Genomic DNA, 25,125 nt, shown 5'->3' with positions numbered 1-25,125 from the left:
CGAAGGCGCAAAGTGAAGGAGGAGTGCTTTTGGTGTCGGTTTTGCCGAGCGGCGGCCGTAGGCCGCCGCGCAGCGCAAAAGCGCCCTCAGAAGACCGTGCGCTGACAGCTGCCGCAGAGGTGCTGTTCTTTGCGGTCGACTTCCCGGACGGTGGGGGAGAAGTTCATGGCGCAGCGGTTGTTGTCGCAGTGTTCGAGGCCGAGGGTGTGGCCGAGTTCGTGGACGACTTCTTTGCGGACGCGGTCGGCGAAGACGTCGCTGGCCGGTCGCTCGGAGAAGCCGCCGTCGCTGGAGGTCTGGAGGCGGTACGTGGAGACGACGCAGCCGCGGCCGTCGAGGTAGGCGAGCCCGAAGACGTAGTTCCTGCGGCGGTAGAAGAGGTCTTCGGGAGTGAGCGCGATGGTTTTGTCACCGCTGCCGACGCGCGTGGCGACGTCGATGAATTCGGCGGCGCGGTACTGGCTCCGGGCGTCGTCGTAGGCGTCCTGTGGGACGGGCTGTTCGGGTGCGACGACGACGTCGCAGTCGTAGATGCTCCGGAGGCTGGCGGAGGCCTCGCGTTTGACGTTCGCAGGAACGTCGCCGACGGGCACGATGTCGACCCGCATTGGGATGACGTTAAACGCCGTGAGGCATAAACATCCCGGCGTGGGAACTCCTCCCAAAATCGCGGACGTGCTGGCGGCGTTCGACACACTGGTGGAGGTCGGCGTGGGCAACCGAACGGACGTTGCAGCAGAACTGGCGGCTCGCGGGAAGCGCGTGACGGCGACAGACATCCGAGAACGCGAGGTGCTAGAGGGCGTGGCGTTCGTGCGAGACGACGTGACCGACCCGGAGCCATCGGTGTACGCGGACGCCGAGGCGGTGTACGCACTGAACTGCCCGCCGGAGCTCCAGCGAGCGCTCGTGGACGTGGCGGCGGAGGCGGGCGCGGCGTGCCTGTTCACGACGCTGGGCGGCGACCCGGCGGCGGTCCCCGTCGAGCGGCGGACGGTGGCGTCGGGGACGCTGTTCGTCGCTCGGGAGCGCGGCCGGGCGGACGCGTAACTGTCTTTTCGGCGGCCCGCTTCGGGAGCGGTATGGAAGTTGACGCGGTCGTGCTCGACGTCGACGGCGTGCTCGTGGACGTGGCGGACTCCTACCGGCGCGCCATCGTGGACGCCGTCGAGCGCGTCTACGGGGAGACCATCGAGAAGGCCGCCGTCCAGCAGTTCAAGGACGCCGGCGGGTTCAACAACGACTGGAAGGTGACGGACGCCGCGGCGCTGTTCGTGCTCGCGCGCCGCGAGGGGTACGACGGCGACGTCGCGGCGTTCACCGACGAGATAGCCGAACGCGGCGGCGGGCTCGCGGGCGCGGAGGAGACCGTGGAGGCGGGCCTCGACCCGGAGGCCGTCGAGCGCGTGCGGGCGGAGTGGGACCCCGACCGGCTGCGCGAGGTGTTCCAGCAGCTGTACCTCGGCGCGGAGCGCTACGAGGAACTGGAGGGCGAAGAACCCGACCTCGCCGGCGAAGCGGGGTACATCAACGACGAGCCGGTCATCGTGACGCCCGAGACCGTCGACGCGCTCACGAGCGAGTTCCCGGTCTGCGTGCTGACGGGTCGACCCGAAGCGGAGGCCGAAATCGCGCTTGACCGCGTGGGCCTGGAGGTTCCCGCGGAGCGCCGGTTCACGATGGACGACTGGGAGGAGGGCAAACCCCACCCGCGCGCGCTGGTGGCGCTCGCGGAGCGCACGGGCGCCGAGTCGGTGGCGTTCGTCGGGGACACGCTCGACGACATCGAGACCGCGGTGAACGCTCGGGAGGCCGACCCGGAGCGGTCGTACTACGGGTTCGGCGTGCTCACCGGCGGGCTGACGGGGCCGGAGGGCCGCCGGAAGTACGAGGACGCGGGCGCGGACGGCGTGCTCGGCTCCGTGAACGACCTGCCCGCGGCCGTCGAGCGACGCGAGTAAGCGCGCAATTCTTAACCGGACGCCGGGAGACACTGCGGGTATGCGAATCGCGTTACTCGGCGGGACCGGCGACATCGGCGGCGGACTGGCGCTGCGGTGGGCGTACCACACCGAGCACGACGTCGTCGTCGGCTCGCGAGACCCCGAGAGGGCCCGCTCGAAGGCCGAGGAGTACGAGACGGAACTGGACAGCCGCGGCGTCGACCGGAAGCTCACGGGGTTCGCCAACGAGATGGCGGCCGACCGCGCGGACGTCGTGGTGCTGGCGGTGCCGCCGTACCACGTCGCCGACCTCGTAGAGGAGGTGGCAGACCGCCTCGACGAGGACGCCCTCCTCGTGTCGCCGGCGGTCGGGATGAAGAAGCGGGAGGGCGGCTTCGACTACAACCCGCCGAGCGCGGGCAGCGTCACCGAGCTCGTCGCCGAGAAGGCGCCGGACGGGGTGTCCGTCGTCGGGGCGTTCCAGAACCTCGCGGCCGACCGGCTGGCGAACCTCGACGTGGACCTCGACCTCGACACGCTGGTCGTGGGCGACGACGGGGACGCCAAGCAGAACGTCGTCTCGCTCGCGGAGGGCATCGACGGCATCCGCGCGCTGGACGCCGGCCCGCTGGCGAACGCCGCGGAGGTGGAGTCGCTGACGCCGCTGCTCGTGGACCTCGCGCTCCACAACGAGGGCCTACACGACGTCGGCGTCACGTTCGAGTGACGGGACGGTCCTGAGGTTCTCCAGGAGCGCGGGGGCGTCCGCGGCGACGACGCGAATCATCGCTTCCTTGCCGACCGCGCCGCGGTCGACGACCGCGTCGGGCGCGCGCTCGCGGCCGGTCATCGCTTCGCGGGCGGCCCAGTCCATCGTACCGGCGGCGTCCGCGGGTTCCTCGGTGCGGTCCGTGCGTTCGACGTCCCAGCGCTCGGCCAGTGCGGCCTCGCGGGCCTCGCTCCAGCGGACGTTCGCGGCCGCGGAAATCCGCGAGTCGTGCTCGCGCACGCCGAGCAGGAAGCGCGCGACGTGACTCGACGCGCCGGGCGCGACGCCGCCGGTCGCCCGGACGCCGCGTTTCGTGGCGTGCAGGCGACCGTCGACGGCGACCACGTCCTCAGGGCCGGAGGCGTCAGCGGGGGCGACGACGACGTTCGTCCCGACTTCGGGGACGAGTTCGGGCGGCCACTCGCGTTCGAGCGCGGCGACGACGTCGTCGACCGCGTCGATGGCCTCGCGGACGCCGTCGTACTCGCCGCCCGCGGGACCAGAGGGTTCGGCGCGGGCGCCGTCGGCGAGCAGGGGCGCGTCCGCGATTGCGGCGTGGTCGACGGGGCCGCTGCCGGCGCCGAGCGAGAGGGGCGACGCGATGGCGCTCGCGGTGGCGTCGACGCCGCGCTCGACGGCCGCTTCGAGGGCGTCGCCGGCGGCGAGGCGGGCCGCAATCGCCGCGGAGAGCGTGCAGCCCGAGCCGTGCGTGTCGTCGGTGTCGACGCGCTCGCGGGAGAACGCCCGGGTCGTCTCGCCGGCGTAGACGTCCACGGGGTCGCCGTCGAGGTGGCCGCCGGTCAGGAGGACGGCGTCGGGGCCGAGGTCGCAGACTGCCGCTGCGGCGTCGCGCAGGTCGGCCTCGTCCTCGATTTCGACGCGCGCGAGCAGTTCGGCCTCGGGAACGTTCGGCGTGGCGAGCGTCGCTTCCGGGAGCAGTTGGTCGCGGACGGCTTCGACCCCGCGCTCGGTGAGCAGGCGGTCCCCAGACTGTGCGACGACGACGGGGTCGACGACCACCGGGAAGTCGGCGTCCGCGATTGCGTCGGCGACCGCCTCGACGACGTCGGCGTCGCCGAGCATCCCGGTCTTCGCGGCGGCGACGTCGAAGTCCGCGACGACGGCCTCGACCTGCGCGCGGACCGCCTCGGGGTCGAGGACGGCGCTGTGGCTGACGCCCGTGGTGTTCTGGGCGGTGACGGCGGTGAGCGCCGAGGTGCCGAACGCGCCGCAGGCCTCGAACGTCTTCAGGTCGGCCTGCGCGCCGGCGCCGCCGCCGCTGTCCGACCCGGCGACGGTGAGCGCGACAGGGCGCATCAGTCGTCGGCCGCGGGCGCGGCCCGCGACGGCAGTTCGACCGCGGGCTCGTCCGAGCCGAGTTCGTCGAGGACGGCGTTCGCGGCGGCCTTCCCGGAGAGCAGCATCGCGCCGAACGTCGGCCCCATGCGCGTGAGGCCGTGGACGGTCGCCGTGGACAGGCCCGCCGTGACCAGGCCGTCGTGGACTTTCCCGGTGTGCTCGACGACCTTGTCCTCGCTGTCCGCGACCCACATGGAGTCGTGGCCGGGGGAGTCGTGGCCGGGCGCGCCGTACTCGCCCTCGGCTGTTTGGTCCATCCCGGTGTTGTGCTCGGCGGCGTGTTCGATGCCCTCGGCGTCGACGACGCCGCGCTCCTGGAGCTTGGAGACGACCACCGCGTCGTGGCCAGTGGCGTCGACGACCACGTCGGACTCGACGGCGATGGGGTCGACGCACGTGAGCTCGCGGGGGAGCGCGTGGACGGGCGTCCAGTTCATCACGATGCCCGCGACCTCGTGGTCGTCGCGCACGACGACGTCGGTGAACTCGGTCATGTTCTGGATGCGCGCGCCGGCGTCGCAGGCGGCCTCGATGAGCGCCGAGCAGGCGTGCGGGCCGTCCGCGACCGCGAGTCCCTCGGTCTCGTCGTCGTACTCGTAGGGGACGCCGAGGTCGTCGAGGACGTCGTCGGCGGGCGCGCGGACGGTGAGCTTGTTCATCAGGAAGCCGCCGAGCCAGAACCCGCCGCCGAGGTAGTTGTTCTTCTCGACGACGGTGACGTCGACGTCACGCTCGGCGAGCTCCATGGCGGCCATCAGTCCGGAGGGGCCACCGCCCACGATGATGACGTCGGTCTCGGTGTCGTCGATGAACTCCTCGCTCCACTGGCGGGCGATTGCGCGCGTGACCTGTGCTTCGTCGGCGTCGGCGAACGAGTCGAACGGCATATTCCTAAGTTATACCACCGAGTACTTATCCGTTCGGGTGAAGAGGATCGGTCACGCCACGGACGAGCGCCGGATGACTACACGGCCGCTACGCGCCGTCTCGTGCCCACCCACGACCGCTCGCATCGGAATCCCTTTCTCCGTGCGACTCCTCGGTGGGGACATCATGTTTCTCGCCCGACGTGGCTCGTTCGTACCGAGCCGCGCGCGGTCTCGCGGAGCGCGCTCGACGACCACAGGAGGGGCGGCCGGCCCCCAAGACCGGCCGGCTGCGGGGGTGACCGGCGAGTGAACCCGAACCGCGTCGACAGCCTCACGGACCTGGCCTACGGCGTGCTCATCTTCGTCTCCGTGGTGCTGTTCTCCGTCGTCGGCACGCGCACCGGGCTGGCGTTCGGGTTCGGGGTGCTGGCGTCGTACGTCATCCACATCGCGTGGAAGATGGCGCGCTTCGACCCCGACTGGATGACCAAGGCGGTCAGCGAGACCGTCGACGAGCAGGTCGGCAAGACGGTGGAGAAGACCGTCGAGGAGACCGTCGAACAGAGCGTCGAGGAAACCGTCGGCGAGACTGTCGAGAAGAAGGTCGGCGAAACCGTCGACCAGACCGTCGAGGCCAGCGTCGAGGAGACCGTCGGTGAGACGGTGGAGAAGACCGTCGAGGAGACCGTCGAACAGAGCGTCGAAGAAACAGTGGGCGAAACCGTCGAGGAGAAGGTCGGCGAAACCGTCGAGAAGACCGTCGAGGAGACGGTGGAGGAGACCGTCGAGCAGAGCGTCGAAGAGACGGTCGGCGAGACTGTCGAGGAGAAAGTCGGGGAGGTCGAGAAGACCGTCGAGGAGACCGTCGAACGGACGGTCGAGGAGGCGACCGCCGCCGAGCGCGAGGGCAGCGACGAGACCGTCGAGGAGAAGGTCGAGGACGTCGAGCAGCGGTACGGCGACGAGAAGACGGCGAGCGACGGCGCGGGCGACGAGGGCGAAGCGGACGGGAAAGCGGACCGGGACGACACGGAGCCAGCGGAGGATGAGCCGAAGTGACCGTCGCTCGAACGTCCGCGGCGGGGTGGTCGCGTGATTAGCGCGCTGCTGCTCGTCGGCCTCGTGGTCGCGGCGTTCGTCGGGTTCAACGTCGGCGGGTCGACGACGGGGCCGGCGTTCGGGCCGGCCGTGGGCGCGGACGCCATCTCGAAGCCCGCGGCGGCGCTGCTGATGACGGTGTTCTTCTTCGTGGGCGGGTGGACGCTCGGCCGCCGGGTCGTGGACACGCTCGGCCGCGAGCTCGTCACGAACCCGGACATCTTCACGCTGCAGGCGAGCATCGGCGTCCTCTTCTTCATCGGGCTCGCGCTGTTCGTCGGCAACATGTTCGGCGTCCCCGCGTCGACGTCGATGACCGCCGTCGGCGCCATCGCGGGCCTCGGCGTCGCGCGCAACGCCCTCGACTGGGCGGTGCTCGGCGAGATCGCGACGTGGTGGCTGGTCGCGCCCGTCATCGGGTTCTGGGTGTCGCTGGTCATCGGCCGGTACTTCTACGCGCGGCTCCACCGGATCATCGCGATGGAGCGCACCGACGGCGACCTCCTGACCGTCGACCGCTCCGGCGCGGTTCCGGTTCCGCGGCCCGCCGAGACCACGACCCGCCGGGAGCTGTTCGGCGTGACGACGGTCATCGTCATCGGCTGCCTGATGGCGTTCAGCTCCGGGACGAGCAACGTCGCGAACGCCATCGCGCCGCTCGTGGGCAGCGGCGCGCTCGCGATGAACCCCGCCATCGTGCTGGCGTGTGCCGCCGTCGGCGTCGGCGCGTTCACCATCGCGCGGCGCACACTGGAGACGATGGGCAGCGACATCACGGAGCTCCCGCTCACCGCGGCCATCGTCGTCGCGGTCGTGAGCGCGACGCTGGTCATCTTCCTGTCGGCCATCGGCATCCCCGCGAGCTTCGTCGTCATCGCCACCATGTCCATCGTCGGCCTCGGCTGGGGGCGCGCGACGCGGCCGGTGTCGGTGCCCGACGCGGTCCGCGGCGAGAGCGAAGTCCCCGTGTCGGTCGGCGGGCTGGCCGCCGACGAGGCGGGCGGCGACGAGGTGCCGGGAATCGGCGAGGAGGAGCCCGACGACATCCCGAGCGCGGCGGACCTCTTCGACCCCGGGACGACCGCGCGCGTCGTCGTGATGCAGAACGTCGTGCCGATGCTGGCGACCGTCGGCGCCTACCTCACGTTCCGGTTCGTCCCGATCTTCGGGTTCTAGACCGGCCAGAAGACCGCGATTCCCGCGACCGTGACGACCGACAGCAACAACTGGAGCGGCATCCCGACCCGGACGTAGTCCCCGAACTTGTAGCCGCCCGGCCCGTACACGAAGAGGTTGGTCTGGTAGCCGACCGGCGTCATGAACGCCGTCGACGCCGCGAACGTCACCGCGAGCACGAACGCGAACGGGTTCGCACCCACGTCGAGGGCGGCTTCGACGGCCACCGGAATCATCAACACGACGCTGGCGTTGTTCGAGATGACGCCCGTGATGAGGCTGGTCGCGACGTAGAACACCCACAGCACGCCGACCGCGGGGAGGTACTGGCCGGTCGCGGCGACGAGCGCGCCGAGCAGCTCCGCGCCGCCCGTCTGCTCTAAGGCGATGCCGAGCGGAATCACGCCCGCGAGCAGGAAGATGACGTTCCAGTCGACGGACTCGTACAGCTCCGCGGGCCGCAGCACGCCCGTCGTCACCATCACGACGACGCCCGCGAGCGCCGACGTCACGATGTGAACCGGGAGCAGGGTGGCGGCGCCGACGACGCCGAGGATGGTCGCGACGGCGTACGGGATCTTCTCCGTGCGGTAGTCGGGCTGCTCGGGCTCGTGGCCGAGGATGAAGTCCGGGTTCTGGGAGAGCCGGTCGATGCTGTCCTTGGGCGCCTGAATCAGCAGCGTGTCGCCGACCCGGAGCCGGCGCTCGTCCATGCGCTCGCGGACGGTCTCCCCCCGGGACCGGTACGCCAGCACGTTCGCGTCGTAGCGCCCGCGGAACGACGACGACTTCAGCGTCTCCCCGATCAGCGACGACCCCGACTGGATGACGAGCTCGACGAGCGTCTGCTCGTCCTCGGTGGTCGGCTCCAGCTCGGGGTCGGTCTCGGGCGCGCCCGTCAGCGCGAGGTCGTCGACTTCCGCGATGGCGGCCAGCGTCTCGCGGTCGGTGCGAATCGCGAGCACGTCCCCCGCCCGGATGACCTTCTGGCCGATGGGCTCGATGAACCGTTCGCCGCCGCGCACGAGCTGGACGACGTCGGCGTCGAAGCGGTCGACGTCGATGGCCTCCGAGACGGTCTTCCCGACGAGCGGCGAGGACGGCTGTACGACTACCTCGCTGAGGTAGTCCTGCATCTCGTACTCCGCGAGGTAGTCGTCCTCCGGGGGCACGCGCTCGGGCAGCAGCCAGTAGCCGACGGTCATCAGGTACGCGGCGCCGACGACGAGCACGATGACGCCGAGGTGCGTGAACTCGAACATCGAGAACGCGTGCAGGGCGTCGATGCCGCGGTCGGTGCCGATGCGCTCGGCGGTCTGGCTCGCGAGGATGTTCGTCGACGTCCCGATGAGCGTCAGCATGCCGCCGAGCATCGACGCGAACGACAGCGGCATCAGCAGTTTGGAGGGAGAGGTCCCGCCCTTGTGCGCGAGGTCGCTGATGACCGGCACGAGGATGGCGACCACGGGCGTGTTGTTGATGAACCCCGACGCGGGCCCGGTCGCGAGAATTGTGGACGCGAGCTGGCGGTGCTTGTTCGTGCCCGCGAACGCGGACATCCACCGGCCGATGATCTGGACGACGCCCGACCGGGAGATGCCGTTGCTGAGGATGAGCATCGCCAGCACCGTGATAGTCGCGGGGTTCGAGAACCCCGAGAGGCCCTGCTCGACGGAGATGCCCGTCCACGGCTGGAGGACCATCAGCGTCACCATCACGAGAATCGCGGTGACGTCCAGCGGCAGCGCCTCCGTCACGAACAGCACGAGCGTGACGGCGACGAGCACGAAGACGACGGCCATCTCGAACGTCACCGGGGGGAGGCCCCCGGCGGTGGCGAGCGGCGACACCGACAACATGGGGTGTCTGTGGAAGGGCGGTTACAACAGCCTAACGGTCGCTCAGCGTCCGGCGAGAAACTGAAGGATGGGACCGCTACCGCGCGGCGTCGACGTTACGCGCCGGCCTTCTCGAGGGCGTCCTCGAGCTGGTCGCGCTGCGTGACGCCGACGAAGCGCTCGACGACGCCGTCGTCGTCCTCCACGACGACGGTCGGGATCGAGCGGACCTGGTACTCGTTGGCGACGTCCTCGTTCTCGTCGACGTCGATCTTCTCGAAGGTGACGCTGTCGCCGTAGTCCTCCTCGAGCTCCTCGAGGATGGGGTCCTGCGTCTTGCAGGGACCACACCAGTCGGCGTAGAAGTCCTTGATTGTGACAGTCATCGGTCTGTTTGCCCTTGCCTCGCGGCCCGCATAAGGGTTTCTCACCCCACCACCCTCGCCGCTTCACGACTCCGAGCGGCGCGAACGCCCGCGTTCGGCGCGAGCGGACGCCGTTCGGACACTGCAGTGCGGGAGGGACACGAAAGGTTTAGGCGGGTACGGTCCCGAGACGCGGGTATGAGCAGTGGTGAGAACTCCGGCGGGCTGATGTCCAGTGCGGGCCTCGTCCGCTACTTCGACTCCGAGGACCCGAACGCCATCCAGATCGACCCGCGCTCCGTGGTGGCGACGGGTGCGTTCTTCGGGCTCGCGGTGTTGCTCCTCCAGTTCTTCGCGTAGACCGACCCCGAGAGGCTTTTTCCGGGCGACCACGTACGCGACGCCATGACTGTCAGCGCCGGCGTCGTCGCCGTGCAGGGGGACGTCTCCGAGCACGCGGACGCCATCCGTCGCGCCGCCGACGAACACGGCCTGGACGCCGAAGTCACGGAGATTCGGCGCTCGGGGCTCGTTCCCGACTGCGACCTCCTCTTGCTGCCGGGCGGGGAGTCGACGGCCATCTCGCGGCTGCTCGCCCGCGAGGGCATCGACGAGGAGATCGGAGCGCACGTCGACGCCGGGAAGCCGATGCTCGCGACCTGTGCGGGCCTCATCGTCGCCGCGACGGACGCCAACGACGACCGCGTGGAGACGCTCGACCTCGTGGACGCGACCGTCGACCGGAACGCGTTCGGCCGCCAGAAGGACTCCTTCGAGGCGCCCCTCGAAGTGGACGGACTCGACGAGCCGTTCCCCGCGGTGTTCATCCGCGCGCCGATGGTCGCGGACGTCGGCGACGGCGTGGACGTGCTCGCGGACTGGGACGGCAACCCCGTCGCGATCCGGGACGGCCCGGTCGTCGGGACGTCGTTCCACCCGGAGCTCACCAGCGACTCCCGGATGCACGACCTAGCCTTCTTCCTGAACGAGGAGGCAAGCTTTTGAGCGTCCTCCCGAAAATACGGACATGAACGCACACATCGACGGCGTCCGCGTCGCGGGGACGCCGGACGGCCCGCTACCGGTCGTGCTCGTCGGCGTCGACGACGCGGGCGACGTGCTCCCCATCTTCGTCGGCTTCGACGAGGCCACCAGCATCGTGCGCGGGCTGGACGCCGCGGACATCGGGCGGCCGCTGACCCACGACCTCACGCTCGACCTCGTTGAGGAACTGGGCGGCCGCATCGAGCGCGTCGAGGTCTCGCGGGTCGAGGACGGCACGTACTACGCCGACCTCCACGTGCAGACGCCCCGCGGCGGCGAGGTCGTGGACGCGCGGCCGAGCGACTCGCTGGCGCTCGCGGCGCGCACGGACGCCCCCATCGAGGTCGACGAGGCGGTGTTCGAGGACGGCCGCCGCGACCCCGCGGAGTTCGAGGAGCTGGAGGACATCCGCGAGGTGATGGCGGCGTGAGCGACGTGCTCCGTGAGCTCTTCGACGTCATCGAGGACCGCAAGGAACAGCTCCCCGAGGGATCGTACACCGCGGAGCTGTTCACCCACGAGAAGGGCGAGAACGCAGCCCTGGAGAAGCTCGGCGAGGAGGCCACGGAGTTCCTGCTCGCCGCGAAGGACGGCGACGAGGACGAACTCGCCCACGAGGGCGCGGACATCGTCTACCACATGCTGGTCGTGCTCGCCCAGCACGACATGGCCGTCGAGGACCTGCTGGACGAGCTCGAAGACCGCCGGTAATCGGCGACTGCCGGTAGCGACGACCGGTGACGCGCCGCTGAAGTACCCCGGCGTCGAAGTACGGAGCGTGCACCCCGTGGTCTCCGCCGACGGCACCGAAATCGGGTACGAGACGCGCGGCGACGGCCGACCGCTCGTGCTCGTCCACGGCACCGCCGGCCGAAAGGAGAGTTTCAGCCGCCTCGTCCCGCACCTCGCCGAAGACTTCACGGTCGTCACCTACGACAGGCGCGGCCGCGGTGACAGCGGCGACAGCGACGACTACGACTTCGAGCGGGAAGTCGAGGACCTGCAGGCGGTCGTCGCAGACCTCGACGACGACCCCGTCGTCTTCGGGCACTCCTTCGGCGGTCTGACCGCGCTGGAAGCCGCCGACGGGATGGACGTCGATCGACTGATTCTGTACGAGCCGTCCGTCCTGCTCGGCGAGCCGCACGGCGGCACGCTCGCCGAGCGCATCCGCGCCCACCTGGCGGACGGCGACAAGGTGGGCGGCGTCGAGGAGTTCTTCGAGGCGGTCGGCGCCGGCCACCTCGTCGGCGGGCCGGTGGTCGAGCGCGCCGCGGGCATCGCCGAGACCGTCGCCCGCGAAATCGAGGTCGTGGAGACGTACGAGCTCGGCGACCCGGAGACGGGCGCGCCCACGCTGCTGCTCGTCGGCGAGGACGGCCCCGAGCACCTGAAGAAGTCGATTCGCGCGCTGGCGGAGCGGCTGGCGGACACCGAGCGCGTGGAGCTGGCGGACACCGGCCACCTCGGGAACAACACCGCGCCCGAGCAGGTCGCCGACGCCGTGCGCGCGTTCGTCCGGGACTAGGCGAGGAAGCCGCCGACGGCGCCCGCGATGGCGCTGTCGAGGGCGAGCAGGCCGAACACCACGAGCGCGAACGCGCCGATACCGAGCCCGAGCAGGCCCGCCGGCAGCAGGCCGGTCGCGGAGAGCACGAGCCCCAGCACGAGGACGACGGCGGCGACGAGCAGGCCGCCCAGGGCGCCCGCGAGGAAGCCGTGGACGGCGCCGCCCCAGACGCCGTCGTCGGCCATCCAGCCGGCGACGAACCCGCCGACGAGGCCGGCGGCGGCGTGGCCCACGCCCGGCAGCGCGAACGCGAACATGCCGAGTACGACCTCCACGACGAACCCAGTGAGGACAGCACGCCAATCTACCATACGTGGAGAGACGGCGGCCACGCCGAAAAGTCCGGGGGCGGCCACCGGCGCGTTCGCGCCGGAGCGGCGCTCCGACGGCTGGCGACGCCGTGGCGACGTATACGTGCGCTTTTACGTCCCGCGGCCCTACTCGACGGTATGATTTTCGAGAACCTCCCGACGACACCGACGTCGGAGGAGCTCCTCGACAAGGCGTTCTCGCGGGCGGCGCGGGCGGGACGGGCGAAGGGCGGCTACGAAGCCCAGGAGTCGATGCTCCAGACGTCCTCGAACATCCTCGGGGACAACCTCCGCAACGTCGTGACGGCGTGGCCGGACTTCGACACCGTCGACCCGTTCTACTACGAGCTCGCGGACGCCGTGCTGCGCCGGGAGTTCGACGACGACCGCGGCGTGGACGCGCTCCGCCAGCACCTCTCCGAGATCTCGTGGGCTGCGAACAAGACCCACGACCTCGGCCGCGAGTACATCGGGAAGCTCCCGCGCGGCGACACGGACTCGATGCGGAAGGTGCGCAAGCAGGGGTTCGCGCGCATGGGCTCCGTGATGGACCAGATCGAGGACGACCTCGACGCCGTCGGCCGCGCCCGCGACGCGCTGAAGGGTCTCCCCGAGATCGACCCCGACGACCCGACCATCGTCGTCGCGGGCTACCCGAACGTCGGGAAGTCGTCGTTCGCCAACGAGGTCTCGACGGCGAACATCGAGACCGCCGAGTACCCGTTCACGACGAAGGGCATCGAGGTCGGCCACCTCGACGTCGAGCGCGTGCGCTGGCAGATCGTCGACACGCCCGGGCTGCTCGACCGGCCGGCCGACGAGCGCAACGAGATCGAGAACCAGGCGGTCTCGGCGCTCGCGCACGCCGGCGACGTCATCCTGTTCTTCCTCGACGCCAGCGAGACCTGCGGCTACGAGCTCGACGACCAGCGCGCGCTCCGCGCGGAGGTCGCCGCCCAGTTCGACGACGTGCCGCTGGTCACGGTCTGCAACAAGGCCGACCTCTCGGAGGCCGTCGAAGCGGACTGCTACATGAGCGTCGAGAACGGCGAGGGCGTCCAGGAGACGCTGGACGCCGCGGTCGAAGCGGTCGGCTACGAGCCCAAACTCCCCCACGAGGAGTAGTCAGTCCGGAGTCTCGCGGTAGACGTACCGGAGCTCCAGTTCGAGGTCCGTACTCGTGGTGGCGTTGATTCGTTCGGCAAGCGCACTGTAGAGCGCCGGGTACTCGGTGCCGGGCGGCACGCCGACGGTGACGACGACGCGCTGGGGTTCGCGCTCGATCAGACCCTGCTCGTACTCGTAGCTCGTCTCGAGCAGCGTCGCCTCCGGGTACGCGGCCCCTTCGAGGACGTCCGTCGCGGCGTCGTTGACCGCCTGCTCGGTGCTCGCGGACTGGAACGACGTGTACGTGACGCCGCCGAGGAACGCCGACAGCACGACGATAGCGACGGCGAGCGTGGCGCCACGCTTCACGAGCGCGGAGCGCGCCTGCCCCACCTCGAAGAACCGCTGCGGGCGGTAGCCGGTGTACCACAGCACGACGAGCGCGGCGAGGTTGATGGAGAGGACGTTCACCATGACGAGCACACTGGACCCGACGGCGAGCGTCGGGACGCCCCACGCGACTCCGATACCGACGGCGGCCGCCGGCGGAATCAACGCGACGGCGATGGCGACGCCGACGAGCGCCGACGACACCCCCGTCATCAGGCTGAACGCGCCCGCGACGCCCGCGCCGAGCGCGACCACCAGCGAGAGGAAGTCCGGCCGCAGGCGCTCGCTGACCTCCGACAGCGACAGCACGTCCAGTCCCGGCGGCACGACGTTCGTGGACTTCACGAAGAACGCGAACGCCGCCGCGCCCAGCACGGAGAGCGCGACGCCGACCAGCTGGAGGTAGACGCCCCGCCGGAACAGGTCCTCGTCGTCGACGACGGTGCCCACGCTCGCGGACATCGCCGGCCCCAGCAGTGGCGCGATGACCATCGACCCGACCACCGTCGCCGGCGAGTCCAGTAGCAGACCCGCGGTCGCGATAATCGTGCTCACGAGCGTCAGCACGACGTACGTCCGGATGGAGGGCGCGAGGTCCCTGGCACGTGCGACCAGTTCCTCGCGCGCGATGGTGTCGCCGTTGTCCTCGTCTTCGGCGTAGCGCTCTTCGAGATCGTCGAAGTGCCGTGAGACGACCGTCTCCGCGTTCAACACCACCGTGTAGGCGTTCTCGGAGAGCCCCGCCGACCGGAGCGCCTCCAGGGCGTCCTCGACGCCCTCCGTCGGTATCGGGAAGTGGACGACGGCGTTGTAGTCGCCGCCGCTGGTCTCGTCGCTGACCACGTAGTCGATCCCCTCGTCGTCGAGCGCCGCGAGCACGGCCTCACGTTTCCCCGTCGGGACCGTCGCCTGTACGAGTCGCACGACTCCGCGTTGACGGGGACGAAAGAAAAGCGTTCAGGCGCGGGCCGAGTCAGGCGACCGTCGCGTTGTACGTCACGCGGACGTCAGCGGTGACGGTGACCGGGCCGGACTGGACCGACGTGCCACCGCCCGCGCTGCCCGAATCAGCCGCGAAGGACGCCGACTCCACGTGGTACGGACGGTAGTTCGTGTCCGCCGAGACGATGCTGTGCGTGGCGGTCACCGACAGGTCGCCGGCGTCGGCGAGCGTCTCCGCGCGCGTCTCCGCGTTCCCCATCGCCGCCGTCAGCGCGTCCTGGTAGAGGGACTCGCGCTTCTCGTCGGAGAGCGTGAACGAGACGCCGTCGACGCGGTCCGCGCCGTTGTCCACGGCCACGTCCACGACCTCGCCGGCTGCGTCAGTGTCCTCGACCGTAATCTCGAACGCGTGCGTGCCGACGTACTGGCCGCGCTCCACGCCGCCTTCGGGCGTCCGCTCGCGCTCCTGTCGGATGGTGAAGTGCACGGTGCGGACGTTCTCCTCCGAGATGCCGTACTCCTCGAGCGCCGACTGCATCGCCGCGGAGCGCTCGGCGATCTCGCTCCGGACCGCGGTCGAGTCGTTTCCAGTAGCCGTCACCGCGACGCGTACGAGCGCCTGGTCGGGCTCGGCCTCCACCTCGCCGTCCGCAGAGACGGTGATCGACTGGTCGGACGGCGCTGCCTGACCCGCCGTCGCCGGCCCGCTACCGAAGGTCAAGGCGCCGGCGACGCCAGCGGTCACCAGGAGGGCGGTACCGAGGACCGCGAGCACGAGTGTTTGCTGTCGCATCACACACACGACTACGACGCCGCCCACCTTCAACCTCGCTCAGAGTCAAACCCGCGTTTGAGCGCCCCCGGACGCCGCACTTAACCCCGCCCGCCGGCTACGAGCGGTATGTTCGACACCCGCCCGGACCGCAGCGACGAGATCGTCCTCGTCGGGCGGTCGAACGTCGGCAAATCCACGCTCATGCGTGAGATCACCGGCCACAGCGTCGCGACCGGCCAGAAGCCCGGCGTCACCCGCAAGCCGAATCACTTCGACTGGGCCAGCGACGACTTCGTCGTCACCGACCTCCCCGGCTTCGGCTTCATGTCCGGCGTCGACGACGACGTCCGCGAACGCATCAAGACCGACGTCGTCCGCTACCTCGAGGACAACGCCGACGACATCATGGTCGGCGTGCTCGTCCTCGACGGCAAAGCCGCCGTCGACATCATCGACCGCCACTCCGGCGACGAGGAGATCCCCCACGTCGTCGAACTGTTCTACCTCCTCGAAGACCTCGGCATCACGCCCGTCGTCGCTGTCAACAAGATGGACAAAGTCGACGACCGCGACGAACGCCTCGACGACATCGCCGACCGCCTCGGCCTCCACCCGCCCTGGAAGCAGTGGCAGGACACCATCGCCCCCATCGCCGCCAAACACGGTCGCACTGACCCCTTCGACGACGCCGTCCGAACCCACCTCGAAGCCGCAAAACGCGACGACCTCAAGAAGTTCTTCTAAGCGACCTTTTGCGCTGCGCGAGCGGCCGGAAGCCGCTCGCTCGGCAAAAGCTCGGCCAAAAGCCAGCGTCGCTCCCGGTGGTCGCTCCTCGGCCTGCGCTCGCTCACTCTGTTCGCTCGCGCAGAGAATCCCGGCGCTCGGGTCCGTTGGACCACTCGCGCCGCGAATGCTAGCTCGTCGGCTGCGCAGGTTCAAGTGGGAAAACGAGACCAACCGAGCGCGTGACCTGACAGTCGCCGCGGGCCGGCGGACGCGGAACGGCGGCGGACCGGCTCGCGGACGCGCACGCCGCCTGCAAGCCATAGCTGTCGCTGGCTCGCGTCGAGGCGGGCGACTCGGGAGAAAGTCCTCGTCACAAGGGGCTCGGAGGGGGTAACTCCTCGTCACCGTCGCCCGAGAGCGTGGTAGGGACTCCCGGGAGAAGAGCCTTTCACTCCCAGTCCGCCCAGCTACGGTGCTCCTCTGCGGCCCGCGCTACGTCCCCGGAGTCGAGTCGCCCGTGTTCGGTGACGACGCCGTCGACGAGACGCCCGGGGACGACCTCGAAGACGGGATTGCGGACGTCGAGCGGTGCGTCGCCGTCGTAGAGCGACTCCGGATTCCCGTCTTCGACTGGCAGCGGCTCCGGAGTGATCTTGTCCGAGGCACAGACGACGAAAATGGGAACGTCGGCGTCGCGTGCGGCGAGCGCGGCGGCGCGCGTGCCGACCTTGTTGACGACACGGCCGTCCGGGAAGACGGCGTCGGCGCCGACGAGCACCGCGTCGGCCTCTGCGACGACTGCGGGAACGTTGGCGTCGGTCGTGAGCGTCACGTCGAAATCCTCGGCGAAAGCTTCGGCGACGCCGACGCCCTCGGCGCCCGGACGGGATTCGGCGACGAGCACTCGCTCCGGGTCCGCGTCGCGGAGCGCAGCCGCGACGGTCCCGGAGCACGAGAGCGTGAACACCGCGTCCGCGCCGAGGCCGTCGAGTTCGGCTGCCGCCTCGCTCGCTGCGCGGGCGTCCGCATCGACGGCCTCGTCGGCGACCTCGCGGGCTATCGCTTCGACGCTGTCGGCCGTGCGGCCGGCAGTCGCCATCACGCGGTTCACGCGATTCCGGACGACCGCCATCCCGGCCTTCGCTTCTCGGAGCCGGCGGGCGGTGTCGGCGACCGCCGGCCAGCCGCCGTCGTCGGTGGCGAGTGCGGCCTCGTCGCGGAGTACGTCGAGCGCGCGAAGCGAGAGGTACGCCGAGCCGTGTTCGTCGTCGCCGGCGACCGTCTCGACGCGCGGCCGCACGGCGTCGTAGGACGCCCAGAGCTCGGGGACGGTCTCGCGCTCCCGGATTCCGGTCGCGGGCACCCACTCGTAGGTCGCCGTCTCCCAGTTCGGGTCGACCTCCCGGGTCGCGCAGTCGAAGAGGTACGGGTGGACGACCCACGTGCCGTGCTCGGGGTCGCGTACTTCGAACGAGTCGCCGCGGCGGACGAGCGAAGCAGCGTCGTCGAGCCCCGTCTCCTCGGTGATTTCGACGCGGGCTTGCGTGTCCGGGTCGCCCTCTGCGTGGCCGGCGACCGCGCCCCACTGCCCGGGGTACGAGCCGACGTCGTCGCTGCGGCGCAACAGCAGTACGTCCGTCCCGTTCCGGAGGAAGACCGTGACGACGTGCGTTGGCACAGTCGCCAGTGGTGGCGCCAGCGGCTTCAACGTATTTCCGGGTGGCTGCCGAAGACCGGACATGCGCCGCCTCGCGGTTCTCAGCGACACGCACGTGCCGTCCCGCGAATCCGAGATTCCCGGGTTCGTCGAGCAGGAGGTCGAAGACGCAGACGAGGTCGTCCACGCCGGCGACTTCGACAGCGAGGCCACCTACGAGGCCGTCGAGGACCTCGCAGGCGGCGACCTCGTGGCGGTCCGCGGGAACATGGACCCCGTCTCGCTGGGGCTGCCCGCGGTGGAGACCCTGTGGGTCGACGACCGGGAGTTCGTGGTCGTACACGGCAGCGGGCCGCTGGACGGCTACCAGGACCGCGTCCTGCAGACCGTCCGCGAGGAGCGCGAGAGTGAGGACGCGATCGTCGTCTCGGGGCACACCCACGAGCTCACGGACCACGTCGTCGACGGCGTTCGCCACCTGAACCCGGGGAGTGCGACGGGTGCGGATCCCGCGGCGGAGGCGACGATGCTGGCCGTCGACGTCGACGGCGGCGACGTGGCCGTCTCCGTCCTGCGGGAGTGAGGGTCCGGTACCGCCGGGGCTTTTATCGGGGCCGCCGAAGCGCGGGGTATGCACGCGTTCGCGGTGCCGGAGCTCCCGGAGGTCCGCGCGGGCGACAGCCTCGCGGCCCTCGTCGCGGAGCGCGCCGACCTGGAGGACGGCGACGTGGTCTGTGTCGCGAGCACGGTGGTCTCGAAGGCCGAGGGGCGGACGGCGTCGCTGTCGGACTACCCGGCGGGGCCGCGCGCCCGCGAGATCGCCGACGAGCTGAGCGGGATTACGGGCGAACAGAAGGACCCGCGGTTCGCGCAGGCCGTCCTGGAGGAGTCCGTCGACCTGTTGATGGAGGCCCCGTTCCTGCTGACGGAGACCCCGTTCGGCCACGTCGGCGTGAACGCCGGCATCGACCGGTCGAACACGGGCGGTACGGACCTCCTGTTGCTGCCCGAGCGGCCGACGGAGAGCGCCGAGCGCATCCGCGAGGGGCTGGATTCGGACGTCGCGGTCGTGGTGACCGACACGTCCGGGCGGCCGTTCCGGCACGGGCAGCGCGGCGTCGCGCTCGGCTGGGCGGGGATGCCGGCGTCCCGGGACTGGCGCGGGGAGACGGACCGCGACGGCCACGAACTCGAAGTGACCGTCGAGAGCGTGGTGGACGAGCTCGCGGCGGCGGCGAACCTCGTCTCGGGGGAGGGCGACGGCGGCACGCCCGTGGTCGTCGTGCGGGAGTTCGAGTTCGGCGACCACGACGGCAGCGAACAGCTGTACCGCGAGGTCGACGGGGACTTCGTGCGGCAGGCGCTCCGGGGGTGGGAGTATGCGCGGAGTTGAGCTGACGCCCGAGATTCCCGTCGGGGAGGTCGCCGACCTCGCGTCGCGTGCGGAGGGCGCGGGCTTCGACACGGTGTTCGCGTCGTGTCACTACAACAACCGCGACCCGGTCGTCGCGCTCGACAGAGCGGCGGCAGCAACGGAGGAAGTCCGGCTGGGACCAGGCGTCGCGAACCCCTACGACACCCATCCCGTGAAGCTCGCGTCGCAGGTCGCGACCCTCGACGAGGTGAGCGACGGGCGCGCGGTCCTCGGACTGGGCGCCGGCGACGCGTCGACGCTGCGGAACCTCGGTGTGGAGCGCGACCGGCCGCTCCGGCGGGTACTGGAGGCGATGAAGGTCGCACAGGACCTGTGGGCGGGCGAGCGCGTCGACCACGACGGGACGTTCGTCGCGCGGGACGCCGGGTTGAACTACGAGGTCGGCGAAGTTCCGGTGTACGTGGGCGCGCAGGGCCCGCACATGCTCCGGATGGCGGGCAAGCACGCGGACGGCGTGCTGGTGAACGCGAGCCACGAGCGGGACGTGTCGTGGGCGGCCGACCGCGTCGCGGAGGGCGAGGACGACCGCGTGGTCTCCGGAGACCCGGACGTGGCGGCGTTCGCGTCGGTGTCGATCGCGGAGGACGCGGACGCGGCCGTGGAGGCGGCGCGGCCGCCGGTGGCGTTCATCGCGTCGGGGGCAGCGCCGCCCGTGCTGGAGCGCCACGGCATCGACGCGGAGCGTGCGAGCGACATCGGGGACGCCATCGAGGCGGGCGAGTTCTCGAAAGCGTTCGGACAGGTGACCGAGCGGATGCTGGAGGCGTTCTGCATCGCGGGCGACCCTGGCGACGTCGCCGAGCGGCTGGCGGCGCTCGACGAGCACGTCGACAGCGTGGTCGCGGCGTCGCCGCTCGGGCCGGACAGAGAAGAAGCGGTAGGGCTGCTCGCGGACGCGTTCGACGCCGCGGGCGTCTAGCGCTGGCGGCGCTGGCGCGACGTCGAGGTGTCGGGGACGAGCGATTCGACGACTGCGCCGAACGTGAGCGCGCCGAACCCGCCGGCGCTGAGCGCGACAATCAGGCCGCCCACGGCGACGAGTGCGGCCGAGAGCGGGTCCGTGCTGGCGGCCGTCGCGATGTTCTCCACGAGCGAGACGGCGTTGTCGATGAACCAGACCATGTCCGCACGTCCGCAGGCCGACGCCTTAGATGCTCCGGGACGGTTATGGCGGTGGCGGCCGAACGGCCGGTCGTGTCCGACGACGCCACGCTCGACGCGTTCGCCGGGGATTCCGGGACCGAGCGCGACGATTCGGAGGACGACGCACCGGCCGTCGAGCCCGCGGCGGTGACGAGCTCGTGGGGCGCCGACGGGACCTGCGAGGCCTGCGGCGAGCCCGCGACCCGCCGCTGGCTGGACGACGGAAAACGAGTGTGTGGTGCCTGCAAGCAGTGGTCGTAACCGGTAGCGGGGCGTGTTGACCAGTAGACATACGGTGGCTGCTGCCCTACTGGTCTACGACCGGCGGTTGTGGCCCGTTACCATGAACCATGACTGACGCACACGACACAGGAGCTATCGCCGACTCGCGAGGCGACGCATCGGGGGCGATGTCGGTCGCGGACGCGAGCGACCTCGCGGGCCGCGTCGTCGAGAACATCGAGACAGTCATCGTCGACCAGCGTAACGCCGTCGAGCACGTCCTGACCGCCGTCCTCGGCGGCGGCCACATTCTCTTAGAGGACGTCCCCGGCGTCGGGAAGACGATGCTCGCGCGGTCGGTGGCGCGCTCGTTCGACGGCGACTTCCGGCGCGTGCAGTTCACACCCGACCTGCTGCCGACGGACGTCACGGGCGTGAACGTGTTCAACGAGAAGACCCGGGAGTTCGAGTTCCAGCCCGGGCCCGTGTTCGCGAACGTACTGCTCGCCGACGAGATCAACCGCGCGCCCCCGAAGACCCAGTCGTCGCTGCTGGAGGCGATGGAGGAGACCCAAGTGACCGCGGACGGCGAGACGCGCGAGCTCCCGGACCCGTTCGTGGTGGTCGCGACCCAGAACGCCGTCGAGCGCGACCGCGCGTACGAGCTCCCGGTGGCGGAGCTCGACCGCTTCATGAAGAAGCTCCACCTCGGCTACCCGGGCCGCGAGCAGGAGATCGACGTGCTCGACCGCGCGGTCGGCGGCCACCCCATCGACGACATCGAGGCGGTGGCGTCCGTCGAGGATCTGCGCCGCGCGCGCACCGCGACCGGCGAGGTGGCGGTCGCCCGGCCGGTCAAGGAGTACGTCACGGCGCTGGCGCGGTACACCCGCGACCACGCCGCGCTCGGCGTCAGCCCCCGCGGCTCGATTTCGCTGTTGCGGGCGGCGCAGGGGCGGGCGGTCCTCGACGGCCGCGACTACGTGGTGCCCGACGACGTGCAGACGGAGGCCGAGTCGGTGCTCGCTCACCGCGTCCGCGCGGACGCTGGCGGGACGCTCGGCGGGGAGCCCGCGCGGTCGGTCGTCCAGCGAGCGCTCGACAGCGTCGACCCCGAGTGATGCCGTCGACGTCGCTCACGCGCCGGGGAAAGGCGGTGCTCACGGTCGCCGTCCTCGGGTTCGCGCTCGGGTACGCGTTCGGCGGCCGCAGCCTGAACGCGGTCGTCGTCCCTGCGGCCGCGCTGCTCGGTGCGACCCGGGTGTTCGTCCACTTCGCCCCGGAGCCGACCGTCCGGCGGAACGCACCGTACGAGGCCCACCAGGGCGACCGCCGCACCGTCGAACTGGTCGTCGACGCGTCCCGGCCGTACCCGGCGACGGTTCGCGACCGGCTCGACGACGGGCTGCGCGGCGACAGCGAGCGCCGCACCGAGACGGACGGCCGCACGCTGACGTACGACGTGGGGCTCGCCGAGCGCGGCGTCCACTCGTTCGGACCGTGTTCGGTGCGCGCGACCGACCCGTTCGGCCTCTGGCAGGTCGGCTTCGTCGCGGGGTCCCAGGAGCGAGTGACGGTGTTCCCGCGCGTCCACGAGCTCCGGGACACCGCGGCGCTACTCACCGGATACGTGGGCGTGACTGACGACCGCGAGCGGTTCGCGGGCGTCCGCGAGTACGAGCGCGGCGACCCGCTGCGGGACATCAACTGGAAGGCCTCCGCGAAACACCCCGACAGGCTCGCCGTCACCGAGTACGCGGGCGAGGGCGCCGCCGACCGCGTGACGATCGCGGCGGAGGCGGTCGGGCCGCGCGCCGACTCGGTCGCGGAGGCCGCCGCGAGCGTCGCCGTCCACCTGCTCGACGCCGGAGTCGCGGTGGGCGTAGTGTCGGCGTCCGGGAGCATCGAGCCCGCCCACGGCGACCCGCACCGGCGCCGGCTGCTCGCCGCGCTCGGGACGTTCGACCGCGAACGGCTCCCCCAGCACCGCCGGGACGACGCCGACATCGTGGTGCACGCGCCGGAGAGCGGCGAGCACGTCACCGTGACTGTCGGCGGCACCGACCACCGCTACGGCGAGTTCGCCGGCCGGGACGCCGGCGCGGAGCGAGCGGGCGAGCGTCGTCCCGCGGACAGCGGGGAGGTGGCGGCGTGAGCACCGCGAGCGTCCGAGACGTCGTCGGTCGCAGCGGGCGGAGCGTCTCGCTGTGGGACGCCGCGGCGGCCGCCTGCGTCGCGGTGGTCGTGGCGGCGTACCTCTCGGTGCTGTACGACGTCGTCACAGTCGTCGGCGACGCGCGGCTGTTCGCCGGCGCGGTGCTCGGCGCGGTCGTGCTCGCGGGCGTGCTGCGGGCGCTCCCGTGGCGGTACGCCTTCGGGCTGGCGGCGCTACTGCTCGGGGTCGGCCTCGGGTTCTACCTGCTGGCGGTGCCGCCGACGTACTTCGACGCGATGTCGCCGTCCCGCGTCGCCCGCGACACGCTCGCGCTGCTGACCGGCTACTCCGTGCTGCGGATGCCCGCGGCGGGCGCGTGGTCGACCGCGGTCGCGCCCGCGCCGACGTTCCTCGCGGCGTACCTCGCGTTCCGCGGGCAGTACGCCCGGGCGGCCGGGGTCGCCTCGGCGACGCTGGGGTTCCTCGTGCTGACCGGAGACAGCACGACGACCACGACGCTCGTCGGCGTGCTCGGCGCGGCCGGCGCCGTCGGATTCGCGACGCTCGCCGCGCACGCCGCGAGCGCACGACAGACCCACGCGGTGGCGGTCGTGCTCGCGGTGATGGTCGTCGGGTCCGCGACGGTGACCGCGGTGCCGGGGGGGCAGTCGCCGCTCGTGCCCGAGTCGTCGACGAACCCGGCGGCAACCAGCCTGCTGAGCGAGGACGGCTACGTCGGCGTCGGCGGCAGCCTCGAACTCGACCCGCAGGTCCAGTTCGTCGTGGAGTCCGAGCAGGAGACGTACTACCGGACGGGCGTCTACGACCGCTACACGGGCGACGGCTGGGTCCGGACTGCGGACGTCGAGGACACCGAGGGCGTGCCCGCGACCGGCGACCGGGTGCGCCAGCGGATCACGGCCCAGCGCACGCTCGACGTGCTGCCGTCGGCGGCCGTCCCGCAGTCCGTCAGCGGCGTCGACGCCGAGGTGACCGACGCCGGCCTGCTGATGGACGGCCCGACGCTGCGGGAGGGCGACAGCTACACCGTCGAGAGCCAGCGGCCGGTCGACGACGACGCGGCCCTCGCGGGCGAGACCGGGGCGGTCCCCGACCGCATCGCGGCGACGTACCTCCAGCTACCGGACAGCACGGACGACCGCGTGGTCGAGCTCGCGGGCTCGCTGACGGAGGGGACGGACTCGAACTACGAGCGGGCGACGGCCGTCGAGCGCTGGCTGGAGGCGAACAAGGAGTACTCGCTGGACGCGCCGCGGCCCGACGGCGACCTCGTCACGGAGTTCGTGCTCGGGGACGCGCCCGGCTACTGCACGTACTACGCGAGCGCGATGGTCGTGATGCTGCGCTCGCAGGGCGTGCCCGCGCGCTTCGTCACGGGCTACACGCCCGGCCAGCAGGTCGCCGACGACGAGTGGGTGGTGCGGGGACTTGACTCCCACGCGTGGGTGGAGGTGTACGTCCCGAACCAGGGGTGGGTGCAGTTCGACCCGACGCCGAGCGACAACCGCGAGTCGGCGGAAGCGGATCGCGTCTCGGAGGCCCGCGAGAGCGGCGTCGAGGACGTCGACGCCGCGGGCAGCGAGTCCGTGTCGTGGACGCCGCCGAACGGGACGACCACGTCGACCGCGCCCGGCGACGCGGGGCCGAGCACGGACGGACAACCGGTGCCGGCCGACCGAGACGCCTACGGTGCCGACCGCTTCGACGGAGCGGACGCCGTGAACGTGACCGCGCCGGCCGTGCCAGGTGCTCCGGGCGCTCCGGGTGCGAGCGGTGACGACGGGAGCAGCGGGTCGTCGCTCCCGCCGCTGTCGACGCTCGCCGTCTGGGCGGTGCTCGCCGTCGGCGCGCTCGCCGGCGCGCGGTACACGGGGCTGGGCGGCCGGGCGTACCGGGCGGTGTGGCTGCGGTGGCTGCCCCGGGGCGGGCCCGACCGAGAGATCGAGGGCGCGTTCGAGCGCGTGGAGTACGTCCTCGAACGCCAGTACCGCGAGCGGGCGAACGGAGAGACGGTCCGGGAGTTCCTCGCGGACGTGCGCGCCGACGACCGCGCGCGGCGGGTGGCGGCCCTCCGGGAGCGGGCGCGGTACGCGGGCCGCGCCGACGCCGACGACGCCGCCGAGGCGAAGCGGCTCGCGCGGTCGCTGGCAGGCGAATACAGCCGCCTGCCCGGTCCCCGGCGATAGTGTTTAATAGGCGGATTTCGTACG

At 71.2% G+C, this 25,125-nt stretch carries 29 protein-coding genes; 19 read left to right on the top strand and 10 right to left on the bottom strand.

The features are described from left to right. Positions 1 to 86 precede the first annotated feature (86 nt). The gene (locus G9C83_RS02130; protein ID WP_167244470.1) at positions 87 to 608 is read right to left on the bottom strand and encodes an archaemetzincin family Zn-dependent metalloprotease; all 522 of its coding nucleotides are present in this window, start codon (positions 606 to 608) and stop codon (positions 87 to 89) included. Between the two features lie 40 nt (positions 609 to 648). Between G9C83_RS02130 and G9C83_RS02125 the strand changes: the two genes are divergently transcribed. Genes G9C83_RS02125 through npdG form a run of 3 tightly spaced genes read left to right on the top strand, consistent with a single transcriptional unit; the run spans position 649 to position 2,670 of the window. Then, positions 649 to 1,050 carry a UPF0146 family protein gene (locus G9C83_RS02125; RefSeq protein WP_347877768.1) on the top strand — a complete coding sequence of 134 codons (402 nt, stop codon included), beginning with the start codon at positions 649 to 651 and terminating at the stop codon, positions 1,048 to 1,050. Between the two features lie 32 nt (positions 1,051 to 1,082). Further along, a complete protein-coding gene (locus G9C83_RS02120; RefSeq protein ID WP_167244469.1) occupies positions 1,083 to 1,961 on the top strand; it encodes a TIGR01548 family HAD-type hydrolase in 879 nt (292 codons plus the stop codon). A 40-nt stretch (positions 1,962 to 2,001) separates the two neighbouring features. After that, positions 2,002 to 2,670, top strand: a complete 669-nt coding sequence (gene npdG, locus G9C83_RS02115) for an NADPH-dependent F420 reductase (protein WP_167244468.1) — start codon at positions 2,002 to 2,004, stop codon at positions 2,668 to 2,670. On the opposite strand, the gene thiD is transcribed toward npdG, so the two are convergent. Together thiD and G9C83_RS02105 are read right to left on the bottom strand one after the other, a co-directional pair. After that, the gene (gene thiD / locus G9C83_RS02110; RefSeq protein WP_167244467.1) at positions 2,641 to 4,029 is read right to left on the bottom strand and encodes a bifunctional hydroxymethylpyrimidine kinase/phosphomethylpyrimidine kinase; all 1,389 of its coding nucleotides are present in this window, start codon (positions 4,027 to 4,029) and stop codon (positions 2,641 to 2,643) included. The two genes, npdG and thiD, sit on opposite strands and share 30 nt — an antisense overlap. Then, positions 4,029 to 4,958 (bottom strand): sulfide-dependent adenosine diphosphate thiazole synthase, encoded by a 930-nt coding sequence (locus tag G9C83_RS02105; RefSeq protein ID WP_167244466.1) that lies wholly within the window; start codon positions 4,956 to 4,958, stop codon positions 4,029 to 4,031. The genes thiD and G9C83_RS02105 overlap by 1 nt, the downstream gene beginning before the upstream one ends. A 288-nt stretch (positions 4,959 to 5,246) precedes the next feature. Here G9C83_RS02105 and G9C83_RS02100 point away from each other — a divergent pair, with 288 nt between their 5' ends. Beyond that, positions 5,247 to 5,999 carry a hypothetical protein gene (locus G9C83_RS02100; protein WP_167244465.1) on the top strand — a complete coding sequence of 251 codons (753 nt, stop codon included), beginning with the start codon at positions 5,247 to 5,249 and terminating at the stop codon, positions 5,997 to 5,999. 33 nt (positions 6,000 to 6,032) lie between these two features. After that, positions 6,033 to 7,214: an inorganic phosphate transporter gene (locus G9C83_RS02095; protein WP_167244464.1), complete on the top strand. Its 1,182-nt coding sequence runs from the start codon at positions 6,033 to 6,035 to the stop codon at positions 7,212 to 7,214. On the opposite strand, the gene G9C83_RS02090 is transcribed toward G9C83_RS02095, so the two are convergent. Both G9C83_RS02090 and trxA read right to left on the bottom strand, forming a co-directional pair. Further along, positions 7,211 to 9,073 carry an SLC13 family permease gene (locus tag G9C83_RS02090; protein ID WP_167244463.1) on the bottom strand — a complete coding sequence of 621 codons (1,863 nt, stop codon included), beginning with the start codon at positions 9,071 to 9,073 and terminating at the stop codon, positions 7,211 to 7,213. The genes G9C83_RS02095 and G9C83_RS02090 overlap by 4 nt on opposite strands. Before the next feature lie 95 nt (positions 9,074 to 9,168). Further along, positions 9,169 to 9,438 (bottom strand): thioredoxin, encoded by a 270-nt coding sequence (gene trxA, locus G9C83_RS02085; RefSeq protein WP_167244462.1) that lies wholly within the window; start codon positions 9,436 to 9,438, stop codon positions 9,169 to 9,171. A 177-nt stretch (positions 9,439 to 9,615) separates the two neighbouring features. Here trxA and G9C83_RS02080 point away from each other — a divergent pair, with 177 nt between their 5' ends. From G9C83_RS02080 to G9C83_RS02060, 5 genes are all read left to right on the top strand, one after another. Next, positions 9,616 to 9,777 carry a preprotein translocase subunit Sec61beta gene (locus G9C83_RS02080; protein WP_167244461.1) on the top strand — a complete coding sequence of 54 codons (162 nt, stop codon included), beginning with the start codon at positions 9,616 to 9,618 and terminating at the stop codon, positions 9,775 to 9,777. 45 nt (positions 9,778 to 9,822) lie between these two features. Next, the gene (gene pdxT, locus G9C83_RS02075) at positions 9,823 to 10,422 is read left to right on the top strand and encodes a pyridoxal 5'-phosphate synthase glutaminase subunit PdxT (protein WP_167244460.1); all 600 of its coding nucleotides are present in this window, start codon (positions 9,823 to 9,825) and stop codon (positions 10,420 to 10,422) included. Positions 10,423 to 10,444: 22 nt separating this feature from the next. Next, positions 10,445 to 10,891: a bifunctional nuclease family protein gene (locus G9C83_RS02070; protein ID WP_167244459.1), complete on the top strand. Its 447-nt coding sequence runs from the start codon at positions 10,445 to 10,447 to the stop codon at positions 10,889 to 10,891. Then, the gene (gene hisE, locus G9C83_RS02065) at positions 10,888 to 11,172 is read left to right on the top strand and encodes a phosphoribosyl-ATP diphosphatase (protein ID WP_167244458.1); all 285 of its coding nucleotides are present in this window, start codon (positions 10,888 to 10,890) and stop codon (positions 11,170 to 11,172) included. The genes G9C83_RS02070 and hisE overlap by 4 nt, the downstream gene beginning before the upstream one ends. A 67-nt stretch (positions 11,173 to 11,239) precedes the next feature. Further along, positions 11,240 to 11,989 carry an alpha/beta hydrolase gene (locus tag G9C83_RS02060; RefSeq protein ID WP_167244457.1) on the top strand — a complete coding sequence of 250 codons (750 nt, stop codon included), beginning with the start codon at positions 11,240 to 11,242 and terminating at the stop codon, positions 11,987 to 11,989. Here G9C83_RS02060 and G9C83_RS02055 read toward each other — a convergent pair. Beyond that, positions 11,986 to 12,342 (bottom strand): DUF5518 domain-containing protein, encoded by a 357-nt coding sequence (locus tag G9C83_RS02055; protein WP_167244456.1) that lies wholly within the window; start codon positions 12,340 to 12,342, stop codon positions 11,986 to 11,988. The genes G9C83_RS02060 and G9C83_RS02055 overlap by 4 nt on opposite strands. 138 nt (positions 12,343 to 12,480) lie before the next feature. On the opposite strand from G9C83_RS02055, the gene G9C83_RS02050 reads away from it, so the two are divergent. Further along, on the top strand, positions 12,481 to 13,467 hold the full coding sequence (locus tag G9C83_RS02050; RefSeq protein ID WP_167244455.1) for an NOG1 family protein: 987 nt from the start codon (positions 12,481 to 12,483) through the stop codon (positions 13,465 to 13,467). On the opposite strand, the gene G9C83_RS02045 is transcribed toward G9C83_RS02050, so the two are convergent. Further along, complete coding sequence (locus G9C83_RS02045) at positions 13,468 to 14,763, bottom strand: TIGR00341 family protein (RefSeq protein ID WP_167244454.1); 1,296 nt, start codon at positions 14,761 to 14,763, stop codon at positions 13,468 to 13,470. It lies immediately after the preceding gene. A 49-nt stretch (positions 14,764 to 14,812) separates the two neighbouring features. Further along, positions 14,813 to 15,574, bottom strand: coding sequence for an SIMPL domain-containing protein (locus G9C83_RS02040; RefSeq protein ID WP_167244453.1), 762 nt, complete (start codon positions 15,572 to 15,574; stop codon positions 14,813 to 14,815). A gap of 108 nt (positions 15,575 to 15,682) precedes the next feature. On the opposite strand from G9C83_RS02040, the gene engB reads away from it, so the two are divergent. After that, positions 15,683 to 16,300, top strand: coding sequence for a GTP-binding protein EngB (gene engB, locus G9C83_RS02035; RefSeq protein WP_167244452.1), 618 nt, complete (start codon positions 15,683 to 15,685; stop codon positions 16,298 to 16,300). Positions 16,301 to 16,730: 430 nt separating this feature from the next. Here engB and G9C83_RS02030 read toward each other — a convergent pair whose 3' ends face one another. After that, positions 16,731 to 17,960 carry an initiation factor 2B gene (locus tag G9C83_RS02030; protein ID WP_347877767.1) on the bottom strand — a complete coding sequence of 410 codons (1,230 nt, stop codon included), beginning with the start codon at positions 17,958 to 17,960 and terminating at the stop codon, positions 16,731 to 16,733. A gap of 61 nt (positions 17,961 to 18,021) precedes the next feature. Here G9C83_RS02030 and G9C83_RS02025 point away from each other — a divergent pair, with 61 nt between their 5' ends. Genes G9C83_RS02025 through G9C83_RS02015 form a run of 3 tightly spaced genes read left to right on the top strand, consistent with a single transcriptional unit; the run spans position 18,022 to position 20,293 of the window. After that, positions 18,022 to 18,522 carry a YfcE family phosphodiesterase gene (locus G9C83_RS02025; protein ID WP_167244450.1) on the top strand — a complete coding sequence of 167 codons (501 nt, stop codon included), beginning with the start codon at positions 18,022 to 18,024 and terminating at the stop codon, positions 18,520 to 18,522. Positions 18,523 to 18,570: 48 nt separating this feature from the next. Beyond that, on the top strand, positions 18,571 to 19,332 hold the full coding sequence (locus G9C83_RS02020) for a coenzyme F420-0:L-glutamate ligase (RefSeq protein ID WP_167244449.1): 762 nt from the start codon (positions 18,571 to 18,573) through the stop codon (positions 19,330 to 19,332). Then, positions 19,319 to 20,293 (top strand): 5,10-methylenetetrahydromethanopterin reductase, encoded by a 975-nt coding sequence (locus G9C83_RS02015; protein WP_167244448.1) that lies wholly within the window; start codon positions 19,319 to 19,321, stop codon positions 20,291 to 20,293. The genes G9C83_RS02020 and G9C83_RS02015 overlap by 14 nt, the downstream gene beginning before the upstream one ends. Here the strand turns inward: G9C83_RS02015 and G9C83_RS02010 are convergent. Beyond that, positions 20,290 to 20,496 (bottom strand): hypothetical protein, encoded by a 207-nt coding sequence (locus G9C83_RS02010; protein WP_167244447.1) that lies wholly within the window; start codon positions 20,494 to 20,496, stop codon positions 20,290 to 20,292. The genes G9C83_RS02015 and G9C83_RS02010 overlap by 4 nt on opposite strands. A gap of 72 nt (positions 20,497 to 20,568) precedes the next feature. Here G9C83_RS02010 and G9C83_RS02005 point away from each other — a divergent pair, with 72 nt between their 5' ends. The 4 genes from G9C83_RS02005 to G9C83_RS01990 all read left to right on the top strand — a co-directional run bounded on the left by G9C83_RS02005 (position 20,569) and on the right by G9C83_RS01990 (position 25,101). Continuing rightward, positions 20,569 to 20,778, top strand: coding sequence for a hypothetical protein (locus G9C83_RS02005; protein WP_243837902.1), 210 nt, complete (start codon positions 20,569 to 20,571; stop codon positions 20,776 to 20,778). Between the two features lie 89 nt (positions 20,779 to 20,867). After that, entirely contained in the window at positions 20,868 to 21,860 is a 993-nt protein-coding gene (locus G9C83_RS02000; RefSeq protein WP_167244445.1) for a MoxR family ATPase, read from the top strand. Then, positions 21,860 to 22,894, top strand: a complete 1,035-nt coding sequence (locus tag G9C83_RS01995; RefSeq protein ID WP_167244444.1) for a DUF58 domain-containing protein — start codon at positions 21,860 to 21,862, stop codon at positions 22,892 to 22,894. The genes G9C83_RS02000 and G9C83_RS01995 overlap by 1 nt, the downstream gene beginning before the upstream one ends. Continuing rightward, positions 22,891 to 25,101, top strand: coding sequence for a transglutaminase domain-containing protein (locus tag G9C83_RS01990; RefSeq protein ID WP_167244443.1), 2,211 nt, complete (start codon positions 22,891 to 22,893; stop codon positions 25,099 to 25,101). The genes G9C83_RS01995 and G9C83_RS01990 overlap by 4 nt, the downstream gene beginning before the upstream one ends. Positions 25,102 to 25,125: the final 24 nt, after the last annotated feature.

Origin of the sequence: Halobacterium sp. R2-5 (genome assembly GCF_011734195.1) — an archaeon.
GTDB lineage: Archaea > Halobacteriota > Halobacteria > Halobacteriales > Halobacteriaceae > Halobacterium.
The sequence above is the reverse complement of the archived record's forward strand: the minus strand, read 5'-3'. Positions and strand labels throughout refer to the sequence as shown.